Source organism: Streptomyces sp. NPDC002690, from assembly GCF_053592415.1.
In genome coordinates this window covers 1-12,820 of sequence record NZ_JBSFVR010000206.1, presented here as the reverse complement: position 1 = coordinate 12,820, position 12,820 = coordinate 1, and the positions used below count along the sequence as shown (strand labels likewise).

Sequence of the window (12,820 nt, the reverse complement as noted above, 5' to 3'; positions counted from 1 at the left end):
GCGTGGGGCCCGGCCGGGGCGCGGGCCCGGCACACCCGGACGGGGCCGCCCCCCCACTTGGGGTTGGGCCGCCGCCGTTGCTGTCCGTACGACGCGAGCGTCGCGTTCTTCTTGAGGCCGTGACCGGATTCGAACCGGTGTAACTCGAGTTGCAGTCGAGCCCCTGAACCTCTCGGGCACACGGCCGAGGTGTGGTGCCTCGGTGTCGTCATGACCGTACGGGCCCGGGGCGGCGGGCTCAAGGGTTTCGACGGGCCCGCAACGCGACTGCCATACGCCGTTCACAACCGCACCACCCGGCGCCCGGCGCCCCGGAGGCCCCCGCCCCCGCGCCCAGGGCCCGGGACGGGGCGCGGACCGGGGGCGCGGAGCCGCACGGACGGGGGCACGGGTCTACGACCATCGGACCACCGCACCCCCTCCCCGCGACAGGGCTCAACCCGGTGTATGCCCCTTACTCTGGTGCGATGACCGCCCTGGACCCGCGCGACGCCGATGTCGCGCCCGCCCCCCTGCCCGCCGGCGCCCCGGCTTCCGGCGCCCCGGCTTCCTGCGATCCGACGGCGGGCAACGTGGCCGCCCCGGACGGCAGTGGGGCCGACGACCTTGCCGAAGGCGTCCTGGGCCGGACCTACCGCGCCCTGAGCATCGGCATCGTCTCCGTCGTGCTGCTCATCGCCTTCGAGGCGACCGCCGTGGGCACCGCGATGCCGGTCGCCGCACGCGAGCTGCACGGGGTCCCGCTGTACGCCTTCGCCTTCTCCGCGTACTTCACCACCAGCCTCTTCGCCATGGTGTTCTCCGGGCAGTGGGCCGACCGCAGCGGGCCGCTCGGCCCCCTCGCGGCCGGGATCAGCGCCTTCGCCGCGGGGCTGCTGCTCTCCGGCGGCGCGACCGGCATGTGGATGTTCATCGCGGGCCGGGCCGTGCAGGGGCTCGGCGGGGGACTGGTGATCGTCGCCCTGTACGTGGTCGTCGGCCGCGCCTACCCGGAGCGGCTGCGCCCCGCGATCATGGCCGCCTTCGCCGCGAGCTGGGTCATCCCCTCCGTGGTCGGGCCACTCGCCTCGGGCACCGTCACCGAGCACCTCGGCTGGCGCTGGGTCTTCACCGGCATCCCGGTCCTCATCGTCTTCCCGCTGGCCCTCGCCCTGCCCGCGATACGTCGCAGGGCCTCGGGCCCGGCGGACGAGGCCGCGGGCGCCCAGCCCTTCGATCGCCGGCGCATCCGGTTGGCCCTCGCCATCTCGGTGGGTGCCGGACTGCTCCAGTACGCCGGGCAGGAGCTGAACTGGTTCGCAGCTCTGCCCGGCCTCGCGGGGGCCGCGCTGCTGGTCCCCGCCGTCCGGGGGCTGCTGCCCACCGGAACCGCGCGTGCCGTGCGCGGGCTGCCCGCCGTGGTGCTGCTGCGCGGGGTCTCGGCCGGGTCCTTCATCGCGGCCGAGTCCTTCGTACCGCTGATGCTGGTGACCCAGCGCGGGCTGAGCCCGACGATGGCCGGGCTGTCGCTCGCGGCGGGCGGCGGCACCTGGGCGCTCGGATCGTTCATCCAGTCCCGGCCCCGGATGGAGGCGCACCGGGAGCGGCTGATGTTCGTCGGCATGCTCATGGTCACCGTGGCGATCCTGGCCGCCCCCTCCGTACTGATCCACTCCGTGCCCGCCTGGACGGTGGCCGTCGCCTGGGCGGTCGGCTGTTTCGGCATGGGCATGGTGATCGCCTCGACCAGTGTGATGATGCTCAAGCTCTCCACCCCGCAGGAGGCCGGAGCCAACTCCGCGGCCCTCCAGATCTCCGACGGCCTCTCCAACGTCCTGCTCCTCGCGATCGGCGGCGCGGCCTTCGCGGCGCTCGGCGGCGGCGCGGTGGGCGCCGTCCACGAGACCGTGCGCGCGGGCGCCTCAGGAGCCCATCCGGGGGCCTTTGCGGCGGTCTTCCTGCCCATGGCGGGGGTCGCCCTGGTGGGGGCCTGGGTGGCCACCCGGGTACGGGCTCCGCGCGCCGTCTGAGGGGCCCGGCGGGAGCGGGCGCCGCTGTGTGAAGAGGGTCTCAACGGACCCGAACCACGCCTCGTTCGTACGGGGTTCCGTCCCGCTCCCCGGTAAGGTGGCCCGGTTGTCGTATCGCGTACCGGGTGCCCCGGGCGGTACCGGCAGCACCCCACGTACCCGAGAGACCCGAACCGGAGACCGTGACTACTACCGCCTCCCACCACCTCTCACCCGCCTTTCCCGGCCGCGCCCCCTGGGGCACGGCGGGCAAGCTGCGAGCTTGGCAGCAGGGCGCCATGGAGAGGTACGTCCAGGAACAGCCGCGCGACTTTCTCGCGGTCGCCACCCCCGGCGCCGGAAAGACCACCTTCGCGCTGACTCTCGCCTCGTGGCTGCTGCACCACCACGTCGTCCAGCAGGTCACCGTCGTCGCGCCGACCGAGCACCTGAAGAAGCAGTGGGCCGAGGCCGCCGCCCGCATAGGCATCAAGCTCGACCCGGAGTACAGCGCCGGGCCGCTCAGCCGCGAGTACGACGGCGTCGCCGTGACGTACGCCGGTGTCGGCGTGCGCCCGATGCTGCACCGCAACCGGTGCGAGCAGCGCAAGACCCTTGTGATCCTCGACGAGATCCACCACGCCGGTGACTCGAAGTCCTGGGGCGAGGCGTGCCAGGAGGCGTTCGACCCCGCCACCCGGCGGCTCGCGCTGACCGGCACCCCGTTCCGCTCCGACACCAACCCGATCCCCTTCGTGACGTACGAGGAGGGCAACGACGGCATCCGGCGCTCCTCCGCCGACTACACGTACGGCTACGGCAACGCCCTCGCCGACGGCGTCGTCCGACCGGTGATCTTCCTCAGCTACAGCGGCAACATGCGCTGGCGCACCAAGGCCGGCGACGAGATCGCCGCCCGCCTCGGCGAGCCGATGACCAAGGACGCCATCGGGCAGGCGTGGCGCACCGCCCTGTCGCCCACCGGCGACTGGATTCCCAACGTGCTCACCGCCGCCGACAAGCGGCTCACCGAGGTCCGCAAGGGCATCCCGGACGCCGGCGGACTGGTCATCGCCACCGACCAGGAGTCGGCCCGCGCCTACGCGAAGATCCTCAAGTCCGTCACCGGCGAGAAGCCGACCGTGGTCCTCTCCGACGAGAAGGCGGCCTCCAAGAACATCGACAAGTTCAGCGCGGACGAATCGCGCTGGATGGTCGCCGTCCGCATGGTGTCCGAGGGCGTCGACGTACCCCGCCTGGCGGTCGGCGTGTACGCGACGACCATCTCGACCCCGCTGTTCTTCGCCCAGGCGGTCGGCCGTTTCGTACGCTCCCGCAGGCGCGGCGAGACCGCCTCCGTCTTCGTCCCCACCATCCCGATGCTGCTCGACTTCGCCAACGAGATGGAGGTCGAACGCGACCACGTCCTCGACAAGCCGAAGAAGGGCAGCGACGAGGAGAACCCCTTCGCGGAAGAGGACAAGCTCCTCGCCGACGCCGAACGACTGGAGGACGAGGAGACCGAGGACCAACTGCCGTTCGAGGCGCTGGAGTCCGACGCCGTCTTCGACCGGGTGCTGTACGACGGCGCGGAGTTCGGCATGCAGGCCCACCCGGGCAGCGAGGAGGAGCAGGACTACCTCGGCATCCCCGGCCTCCTGGAGCCCGACCAGGTACAGCTGCTGCTCCAGAAGCGGCAGACCCGGCAGATCGCGCACAGCCGCATGAAGCCCGCCGCCGAGGCCGACCTCCTGGAGAAGCCCGCCGAAGCGCGTCCGGTGGTCACCCACAAGCAGCTCCTGAGCCTGCGCAAGCAGCTCAACACCATGGTGTCGGCCTACACCCACCAGAGCGGCAAACCGCACGGGGTGCTCCACAACGAGCTCCGCCGGGTCTGCGGCGGACCGCCGAGCGCCGAGGCGACGGCGGGCCAGATCCAGGACCGGATCAAGAAGGTCCAGGAGTGGGCCACCCGCATGACGTGAGGCTCCTCACGTGACCGCAGTGCGTGCGGCCCGGTACCGGCGGAATCCTCCGCGGGTACCGGGCCGCGGTCGCGTCCCGGGTGGCGCGTGCCCCCTTGGATCCCGCCGCCCGGCTGGGGGCCGCAGGGTGGTGAGACCCGCCAACCGGACGGGTTGTGCGGGCGGCGAGTCGAACGGGCGGTGGACCCGGTCCTTCGGGAGGGTGGGGGGCCATGATTTTTTGTCACGTACTGTTAACGCTGGTTCACCAACGGTGGCCATGGTCACCCTCCGCGTCATACGACCTGGACGCGCGTAGACGTCCGGGTTCCGGACGGTCTCGCGCTGACCGGCGGTTATGCGGGGGTCGACCGCCCGAGGACCGGATTCTGGACGAGGGCTTCCGCTCAGCGGACTGCCTCGCTACTGTCCGTCCATATGTGAACGCCCCGTGGCAACGCCGCCGCGGAGCGCAGCCGGTATCAGGCCGTATCCGTACACACCACACCCCTCCGGGGCGAAGGTGGAAGTGTCGGATGCGACCGGACCAGACCGGCGGCCTCTTTGTGCGTCGCCGCTGGGACCGGCGTCGTGCCTGCGTGGAGCCGGCCGCCGTCGCTCACCCTCGGAGGGGACGGGTCGTGACCGCGGAGACTTCCCAGACACTCGACCGAGGACTTCGTGTCCTCAAACTGCTGGCCGACACCGACCACGGGCTGACCGTCACCGAGCTGTCCAACCGGCTCGGCGTCAACCGCACGGTCGTCTATCGACTGCTCGCCACACTCGAACAGCACACCCTCGTGCGCCGCGATCTCGGCGGCCGTGCCAGGGTCGGACTCGGCGTGCTGCGCCTGGGCCGCCAGGTGCACCCCCTCGTGCGGGAGGCGGCGCTGCCGGCCCTCCGCTCGCTGGCCGAGGACATCGGGGCCACCGCCCACCTGACGCTCGTCGACGGTTCCGACGCGCTCGCCGTCGCCGTCGTCGAGCCCACCTGGACCGACTACCACGTGGCGTACCGGCCCGGTTTCCGCCACCCGCTGGATCAGGGCGCCGCGGGGCGGGCCATCCTCTCCGCCCGGCAGCGCACCGTCGTGGACCACCCCGGCTACACCCTCACCAAGGGGGAGCTGGAGGCGGGCGCCAGTGGGGCCGCGGCGCCGCTGGTCGGTGTCTCCGGGGTGGAGGGGAGTGTGGGCGTGGTCATGCTCGCCGACTCCATCCCCGACCGGGTCGGCCCCCGCGTCCTGGACGCGGCCCGTGAGGTGGCCGACGCCCTGCGCTGAAAGAGGAACCGAGGACCTCCATTTACTGACAGGTTCACGATCCTTCGGTCTCGTACGTTCCGGACTCGCGCGGTCCGGTTCCGTACGGTCCGGACGCGTGCGGCCCCGGTCCGTACGGTCCCGACGCGTGCGGCCCCGTTCTCCGGGGCCCGCGGGCCCGGCGCCGGGGGCGGGGCCCACCGGCAGATAGATTGGCCGGGTGCCCCTTCGTCTCTCGCGCCCCCGCACCCTCGCTCTCTGCGCGCTGCCGGTACTCGCCCTGTTCGGGACCGCCGCCTTCGCCCCGCTGCCGTTCACCGTGGCCCAGCCCGGCACCACGGCCAACGTCCTCGGCTCGGCGGACGGCAAGCCGGTGATCACCATCACCGGCGCCCCCACCCGCACCACCGAGGGCCAGCTGCGGATGACGACGATCGTCGCGACCGGGCCCAAGGCCGACGTGCGCGTCGGTGACGTGATCGACGGCTGGTTCCGTACGGACCGGGCGGTCATGTCCCGCAACTCGGTCTATCCGACCCAGGGGTCCGAGAAGCAGATCGAGCAGCACAACCTGAACGACATGAAGGAGTCCCAGGACGTCGCCGTCGACGCGGCTCTGAACTACCTCGACCGGGAGCAGGGGGCGATGACGTTCTCCCTCGACCTCGGAGACATCGGCGGCCCGAGCGCCGGGCTCTTCCTCGCCCTCGGCATCATCGACAAGCTCGACGGCAACGGCTCCGGCGGCGACCTCACCGGTGGCCGCACCATCGCCGGTACGGGCACCATCGAGGCGGACGGCACGGTCGGCGCGGTCGGCGGCGTCTCCATGAAGACCCAGGCGGCCCGGCGGGACGGGGCGACCGTCTTCCTCGTACCGAAGGACGAGTGCGGCGGGGCCGAGGCGGAACTCCCGAAGGGCCTGCGGCTGATTCCGGTCACGACCCTCAAGGGCGCGGTGTCCGCGCTCGACGCCCTGGACAAGGGCGGCAAGGTCCCCAGCTGCTGAACCGGCTGCCGCGTGGGCCCGGCCGGGAACCGCGCACCGGGCCCGCCCCTCAGTCGTCCTTGATGAACCCCTCCTGCACCAGCCACTCCAGCGCCACCTGGTGCGGGTCCGCGCCCTCCACGTCCACCTTGGCGTTGAGCTCCTGGGCGACCTCGGTCGTCAGCTTGGCGCTCACCGGGTCCAGCAGGTCCGCGATCACCGGGTACTTGTCGAACGTCGGGGTGTGGATGACCGGCGCGGCGTTGTAGTTCGGGAAGAAGTGCTTGTTGTCGGCGAGCACGTCCAAGTTCATCGCCTTGATCCGGCCGTCCGTCGTGAAGACCTCGCCCAGCAAGCAGGAGTTCGACTTGGACACCTGGGTGTAGATGATGCCCGCGTCCATCTTGCGGATGTTCGAGGCGGGCAGGGACATCCCGTACGCCTTCTCCATGCCGGGCAGACCGTCGTCGCGGGAGGCGAACTCGTTCTCCACACAGATCGTCACCGCCGACGGGTCCTTCTTCGCCAGCGCCGCCACGTCGGACAGGTCCTTCAGCTTGTACTTCGCGTTGTTCTTCCCGCTGATGGCGAGCGCGTAGGTGTTGTTGAGGCTGGACTGGGGGAGCCAGGTCACCCCGTTCCTCCGGTCGGCGTCGCGTACCGCCTTCCACTGCTCCTCGGGGTCGTCGATCGGCTCCGCGTTGCCGAGGTAGGTGATCCAGCCGGTGCCCGTGTACTCGTACATCGCGTCCGCGTCGCCCTGCACGATGGCCTCGCGGGCGCTGATCGACCCGGGGAGGTTGGTGCGGTCCAGCACCTCCGCGCCGGCCGCCTGGAAGACCAGACCGATCATCTGGCCGAGGATGATGTTCTCGCTGAAGTTCTTCGAGGTGACCGTCAGCGAGGCGCCCTTCAAGGGCTCACCGGCGCCCACCGAGCCCGGCGACACGTCGTCCGCCATCACCGAGCCGCTCTTCAGCCCGCACCCGCCGAGCGCCAGCGCCAGCACCACGGCCCCGGCCACGCCGGCCACCGCCCGGGCCGTGCCGGTACGCTTCACCGCCCGCGTCCTCACGGTGCCTCCAGTCCGCGCGGCGTCAGCACCAGTTCCACCAGCGAGGCCAGCCAGTCCACCAGCAGCGCCAGCACCACCGTCAGCACCGACCCCAGCACCAGCACCGGCATGCGCTGCGTCTGGATGCCCGAGGTGATCAGGTCACCGAGCCCGCCACCACCGCCGAACGTGGCCAGCGTCGCCGTACCGACGTTCAGCACCAGGGCCGTCCGGACGCCGGCCAGGATCAGCGGGACGGCGAGCGGCAGCTCCACCTTCGCCAGCGTCCCCGTCCCCGACATCCCGATGCCCCGTGCCGCCTCCACCAGCGTCGGATCGATCGACCTGAGCCCCGCCACCGTGTTGGAGAGCACCGGCAGCACCGCGTAGATCACCATGCCGGTGATCGCCGTGGACGGCCCGATGCCCAGCCAGATCACCAGCAGCGCCAGCAGGCCGATCGCCGGGGTGGCCTGGCCGATGTTGGCGATCGCGGTGAAGAGGGGAGCGGACCGCGACAGACCCCGGCGGGTCAGCGCGATACCCAGCGGAATCGCGATGATCAGCACCCAGAACGTCGAGATCGCCGTCAGCCGGACGTGCTGCCACCAGCGCAGCTCCACCGTGTCTCCGGCGATCGAGTTCTCCGCGATCGAGTCCAGGGTGACGTTGTTGATCCAGAAGTACGTCGCCACCAGCACCACCGCCAGCACCAGCGGGAGCACCACCAGCTTCTGCCAGGTGATCCGGCGCGGCGGGCGCGCCGGGGGAGGCGGCGGCTCGCTCTCCTCGTCCCGGAACGCCTTGCCCTTGACGTCGTGCTCGCCGGGCGGCCGGGTCGGCGTCGCCTCCCGGCCGCCCGAGTCGCGGCCCTGACGGCTGCTGGGGGTCATGCGCCGCCACCCCCCTCCAGCTCCTGTTCCGTCTGATGGCTGCGCAGCTCCTCCAGCTCGTGCTGGTGCTCCATCGCGGTCAGCCGGTCCGCCTCCAGCAGCTCCTGCACGTTGTCCATCAGGATGCGCATGTCCACCACCCCGACGAACTCCCCGCGCCGCCCGGTCACCGCCGCCCGCCCGCCGCTGTCGGTGAGCACCGCCTCCAGCGCGTCGTGCAGCGTGGCGTCCCGCGTGACCGTGTCGTGCACCAGCTGCCCGGCCCGCGCGAGCGAACCGCGCGCCCGCATCAGGTCGCCGCGCCGCAGCCACTTGTAGGGGCGGTTCTTGCGGTCCAGCATCAGCAGCTCGTTGTGCGGACCGCTGCGGAGCTTGTTGAAGATGTCCTGGAGCGGGTCGTCCACCGTCACCGTGGGGAAGTCGGCGACCCCCACGTCCCGGACCCGGGTGAGGTTGAGCCGCTTCAGCGCCGCACCCGCCCCGACGAACCCGGAGACGAAGTCGTCGGTCGGGTTGGTGAGGATCGCCTCCGGGGTGTCGAACTGCGCGATGTGCGAACGCTCCCGCAGTACCGCGATCCGGTCACCGAGTTTGATGGCCTCGTCGAAGTCGTGGGTGACGAACACGATCGTCTTGTGCAGCTCGTGCTGGAGGCGGATCAGCTCGTCCTGGAGGTGGTCGCGGGTGATCGGGTCGACGGCCCCGAACGGCTCGTCCATCAGCAGCACCGGCGGGTCCGCGGCGAGCGCCCGGGCCACCCCCACGCGCTGCTGCTGGCCGCCGGAGAGCTGGCGCGGGTAGCGGCCGTGGAACTCGCGGGGGTCGAGCCCGACCAGGTCGAGCATCTCCTCGACGCGGTCCTTCACCTTCCGCTTCGACCAGCCGACCATCTTCGGCACGAGCGCGATGTTGTCGGCGACCGTCATGTGCGGGAAGAGCCCGGAGGACTGGATCGCGTACCCGATCTTCCGGCGCAGCTTCACCGGGTCCATGTCGGTGACGTCCTCGTCGCCGATCCTGATCCGGCCGGAGGTCGGCTCGATCAGCCGGTTGATCATCTTCAGCGTGGTCGACTTCCCGCAGCCGGATGGGCCGACGAAGATCACCGTCTCGCCCGCCTTGATGTCCATGGAGACGTTCTCCACGGCCGGGTTCGGGTTGCCCGGGTACAGCTTGGTGAGGCTCTCCAGCTGGATGGTCGCCCCGGAGGTCTCCGGTGCGGTGTCCGGCTCGGCGGTGGCGTCGGCAGCGGTCTCAGACACGAATCCCCCTGGGAATGGTCAGCCGCCCGAGCAGGATCAGCGCGGCGTCGAGGAGAAGGGCGAGGATGACGATGCCGAGCGTGCCGGCGAGGACCTGATTGATCGCGTTGGCGCTGCCCAGCGAGGCGATGCCCCGGAAGATCTCGTTGCCGAGCCCCGGCCCCGAGGCGTACGCGGCGATGGCGGCGATGCCCATCAGCATCTGGGTGGCGACCCGGATGCCGGTGAGGATCGGCGGCCAGGCGAGCGGCAGCTCCACCCGGCACAGTCGCGCGATCCGCGACATCCCGATGCCCTTCGCCGCGTCCACCAGCGACGGGTCCACCCCGCGCAGCCCGACGATGGAGTTACGGACGATGGGCAGCAGCCCGTACATCGTCAGGGTGATCACGGTGGGCGCCACGCCGAGCCCGACCAGCGGGATCAGCAGACCGATCGCGGCCAGCGAGGGGATGGTCAGGATCGTCGCGGTGGACGTGATGGCGAACGAGCCGCCCCAGCCGCTGCGGTAGCTGACCACCCCGATGACCACCCCCAGCACCGTCGCGATGACCATGCACTGGAAGACGGCGCTGACATGCTGGAAGGCGTCGGTGAGCAGTTGCTGGTGCCGGGTCGTCACGTACTCCCAGAAGCTCAAGCGACGCACTCCCTCGGATCAGTCGGTGTCCCTCGCGGCCTGCTCCACGAGCGGGATGACGCGCAGCGGGACGGGGTTCTCCATGACGATCGCCGTGGAGGCCCGGACGATGCCATCAAATCCGACAACCCGGTCGATGACGCGCTGGAGGTCCGCGTTCGACCGCGCCACGAGCCGGCACAGCATGTCCCCGTGCCCGGTCGTCGTGTGCAGCTCCAGCACCTCCGGTACACCCGTCAAGTGCGCCCGGACCTGGGCTCCTTGGCCCTGTTTGATCTCCAGCGTCGCGAACGCGGTGACGGGGTACCCGAGCGCCGCCGGGTCCACCTCGGGCCCGAACCCCCGGATGGCTCCATTCGACTGAAGGCGGTCGAGGCGCGCCTGTACCGTCCCCCGCGCCACGCCGAGGCGCCGTGACGCCTCCAGCACGCCTATCCGGGGCTCCCGGGCCAGCAGCACGATCAGTTCCCCGTCCAGACGATCGATCCCCACGGTGCGCACCGGCCTCTCGGACGTGATGGTCATCATGTACAGACAGTCCGCCCATACTGGCCGGTCGCTGGACGGATTGTGCAGCGGAAACGCGAACTGTTGCGCACCTTGCCGGACGAGGGGAGCCTCGGAACATGACAGAGACCCTGCACACCGCTCCCGACACCGCCCGGCGGGCCGACCCCTTCCCGGTGAAGGGGATGGACGCGGTCGTCTTCGCCGTGGGCAACGCCAAGCAGGCCGCGCACTACTACTCCACGGCCTTCGGCATGAAGCTGGTCGCCTACTCCGGACCGGAGAACGGCAGCCGCGAGACCGCGAGTTACGTCCTGACCAACGGTTCCGCCCGCTTCGTCCTCACCTCCGTCGTCAAGGCGTCCACCGACTGGGGCACCTTCCTCCAGGAGCACGTCGCCGCCCACGGCGACGGCGTGATCGACCTCGCCATCGAGGTCCCCGACGCCCGTGCCGCGTACGCCTACGCCGTCGCGCACGGCGCGCGCGGCATCACCGAGCCGCACGAGCTGAAGGACGAGCACGGCACGGTCGTCCTCGCCGCCATCGCCACGTACGGCACCACCCGCCACACCCTCGTCGAGCGCGGCGGCTACGACGGCCCCTACCTCCCGGGCTTCGCCGCCGCCGAGCCGATCGTCCAGCCCCCGGCCAAGCGCACCTTCCAGGCCGTCGACCACTGCGTCGGCAACGTCGAACTCGGCCGGATGAACGAATGGGTGGCCTTCTACAACAAGGTCATGGGCTTCACCAACATGAAGGAGTTCGTCGGCGACGACATCGCCACCGAGTACTCCGCCCTGATGTCGAAGGTCGTCGCGGACGGCACCCTGAAGGTCAAGTTCCCGATCAACGAACCGGCCGTCGCGAAGAAGAAGTCGCAGATCGACGAGTACCTGGAGTTCTACGGCAGCGCCGGCGTCCAGCACATCGCACTCGCCACCAACGACATCGTCTCCTCGGTCCGCGCGATGCGCGCCGCCGGCGTCCAGTTCCTGGACACCCCCGACTCCTACTACGACACCCTCGGCGAGTGGGCCGGCGAGACCCGCGTCCCGGTGGAGACCCTGCGCGAACAGAAGATCCTGGTCGACCGCGACGAGGACGGCTACCTGCTCCAGATCTTCACCAAGCCGGTCCAGGACCGGCCGACCGTCTTCTTCGAGATGATCGAGCGCCACGGCTCGATGGGCTTCGGCAAGGGCAACTTCAAGGCACTCTTCGAGGCCATCGAGCGCGAACAGGAGCGCCGGGGCAACCTCTGAGCCAGAACACGGGAGCCCGCACCCCAGGGGTGCGGGCTCCCGTGTGCCATGGGCGGCCGGTCCCGGGGAAGACGGCCACCATGAACGCCACTTCCTCCCGGCGGGCCCGCCGCCTGGCCCCCCTGCTGGTGGTACTCCCGCTCCTCGCCGCGTGCGGCGGACACGACGGGGACTTCCGTACGCGCTCCGGGGCCGCGGCGGCCCCGGAGCTCTCCGGGGACACCCGGCTGGTGATCACCACGGAGAACGGGGTGCGGCTGCGTCCGGCCGACGGCGACCACGCCGCCACCGACCCCCACGTCCGCGCCCTCTGGTCGCACCGGGACGACACCTGGGTGCTCGACCTCACCTGCCGCGACGCTGACGGGGACAAGGACGGGGACGGGGAGGACGGCGGCCGGGACGGCGACGGGGCGTGCCCCCGGATGCCCGCGATCGACGTGCCCGCCGTCGCCTCCGTCACCGTCACCGCCCGGAACGCGGGCATCGACGTGGCCGGGATCGCCGCCCCGCTGGACCTGACCACCGTCAACGGGGACGTCACCGTCGTCCGGTCGGGCCGGGACGGCGCCACCGTACGGCTCGCCACCCGCAACGGGTCCGTACGCACCGGCGCCCTGCGTTCCGGCCGGCTGCACGCCGAGACGGTGAACGGGGACGTGACCCTCACCAGCACCACCTCACCGTCCCCGCTCACCGCCGCCACCACCAACGGCTCGCTCCGGGTGTCGCTGCCGCACACCGGCCCCGCCTACCGGGTCGCCGCCACCACCCGCAACGGCACCACCTCGGTGACCCTGCCGACGACCGCGGAGCGGGGCGGGCCCGCCATGACGCTCACCACCGTCAACGGCGACGCCACCGCGACCCGCGACTGACCGCGCCCCGGGCCCGGTCGGCGTCAGGCCGCCGGCTCGCCGTTCAACCCCCCAACGCCGGTGCACAGGGGGCGCATTGGCTCACGACATGTGCCCATGCGTTCGAACGACGCGCC

General features: G+C 71.2%; 11 protein-coding genes and 1 tRNA gene. 6 read left to right on the top strand and 6 right to left on the bottom strand.

What is annotated here, in order from left to right:
- Nucleotides 1-114: 114 nt before the first annotated feature.
- Nucleotides 115-186: transfer RNA gene (locus tag ACWD3D_RS23480), tRNA-Cys, on the bottom strand.
- A gap of 281 nt (nucleotides 187-467) precedes the next feature.
- Here ACWD3D_RS23480 and ACWD3D_RS23475 point away from each other — a divergent pair.
- From ACWD3D_RS23475 to ACWD3D_RS23460, 4 genes are all read left to right on the top strand, one after another.
- A complete protein-coding gene (locus ACWD3D_RS23475; protein WP_451462782.1) occupies nucleotides 468-2,009 on the top strand; it encodes an MFS transporter in 1,542 nt (513 codons plus the stop codon).
- A 182-nt stretch (nucleotides 2,010-2,191) separates the two neighbouring features.
- Nucleotides 2,192-3,973, top strand: coding sequence for a DEAD/DEAH box helicase (locus tag ACWD3D_RS23470; protein WP_451462781.1), 1,782 nt, complete (start codon nucleotides 2,192-2,194; stop codon nucleotides 3,971-3,973).
- 620 nt (nucleotides 3,974-4,593) lie between these two features.
- On the top strand, nucleotides 4,594-5,238 hold the full coding sequence (locus tag ACWD3D_RS23465; protein WP_387372729.1) for an IclR family transcriptional regulator: 645 nt from the start codon (nucleotides 4,594-4,596) through the stop codon (nucleotides 5,236-5,238).
- Nucleotides 5,239-5,437: 199 nt separating this feature from the next.
- Nucleotides 5,438-6,226 carry a S16 family serine protease gene (locus ACWD3D_RS23460; protein WP_451462780.1) on the top strand — a complete coding sequence of 263 codons (789 nt, stop codon included), beginning with the start codon at nucleotides 5,438-5,440 and terminating at the stop codon, nucleotides 6,224-6,226.
- Nucleotides 6,227-6,275: 49 nt separating this feature from the next.
- Here ACWD3D_RS23460 and ACWD3D_RS23455 read toward each other — a convergent pair whose 3' ends face one another.
- The 5 genes from ACWD3D_RS23455 to ACWD3D_RS23435 form a co-directional block, all read right to left on the bottom strand.
- Nucleotides 6,276-7,166: a glycine betaine ABC transporter substrate-binding protein gene (locus ACWD3D_RS23455; RefSeq protein ID WP_451462784.1), complete on the bottom strand. Its 891-nt coding sequence runs from the start codon at nucleotides 7,164-7,166 to the stop codon at nucleotides 6,276-6,278.
- A gap of 110 nt (nucleotides 7,167-7,276) precedes the next feature.
- Nucleotides 7,277-8,152, bottom strand: coding sequence for an ABC transporter permease (locus tag ACWD3D_RS23450; RefSeq protein WP_451462779.1), 876 nt, complete (start codon nucleotides 8,150-8,152; stop codon nucleotides 7,277-7,279).
- Nucleotides 8,149-9,414: a betaine/proline/choline family ABC transporter ATP-binding protein gene (locus tag ACWD3D_RS23445; RefSeq protein ID WP_451462778.1), complete on the bottom strand. Its 1,266-nt coding sequence runs from the start codon at nucleotides 9,412-9,414 to the stop codon at nucleotides 8,149-8,151. Before ACWD3D_RS23445 ends, ACWD3D_RS23450 begins: the two co-directional genes overlap by 4 nt.
- Nucleotides 9,407-10,054, bottom strand: coding sequence for an ABC transporter permease (locus ACWD3D_RS23440; RefSeq protein ID WP_451462777.1), 648 nt, complete (start codon nucleotides 10,052-10,054; stop codon nucleotides 9,407-9,409). Before ACWD3D_RS23440 ends, ACWD3D_RS23445 begins: the two co-directional genes overlap by 8 nt.
- 18 nt (nucleotides 10,055-10,072) lie before the next feature.
- On the bottom strand, nucleotides 10,073-10,546 hold the full coding sequence (locus ACWD3D_RS23435; RefSeq protein WP_451462783.1) for an Lrp/AsnC family transcriptional regulator: 474 nt from the start codon (nucleotides 10,544-10,546) through the stop codon (nucleotides 10,073-10,075).
- Between the two features lie 134 nt (nucleotides 10,547-10,680).
- Between ACWD3D_RS23435 and hppD the strand changes: the two genes are divergently transcribed.
- Both hppD and ACWD3D_RS23425 read left to right on the top strand, forming a co-directional pair.
- Entirely contained in the window at nucleotides 10,681-11,826 is a 1,146-nt protein-coding gene (gene hppD, locus ACWD3D_RS23430) for a 4-hydroxyphenylpyruvate dioxygenase (RefSeq protein ID WP_451462776.1), read from the top strand.
- 80 nt (nucleotides 11,827-11,906) lie between these two features.
- A complete protein-coding gene (locus tag ACWD3D_RS23425) occupies nucleotides 11,907-12,704 on the top strand; it encodes a DUF4097 family beta strand repeat-containing protein (protein ID WP_451462775.1) in 798 nt (265 codons plus the stop codon).
- Nucleotides 12,705-12,820 lie beyond the last annotated feature (116 nt).

Coding starts and splice junctions, on each gene's coding strand:
- ACWD3D_RS23475 (WP_451462782.1), top strand. CDS start 468: ATGACCGCCCTGGACCCGCGCGACGCCGATGTCGCGCCCGCCCCCCTG.
- ACWD3D_RS23455 (WP_451462784.1), bottom strand. CDS start 7,166: ATGGCGGACGACGTGTCGCCGGGCTCGGTGGGCGCCGGTGAGCCCTTG.
- ACWD3D_RS23450 (WP_451462779.1), bottom strand. CDS start 8,152: ATGACCCCCAGCAGCCGTCAGGGCCGCGACTCGGGCGGCCGGGAGGCG.
- hppD (WP_451462776.1), top strand. CDS start 10,681: ATGACAGAGACCCTGCACACCGCTCCCGACACCGCCCGGCGGGCCGAC.
- ACWD3D_RS23425 (WP_451462775.1), top strand. CDS start 11,907: ATGAACGCCACTTCCTCCCGGCGGGCCCGCCGCCTGGCCCCCCTGCTG.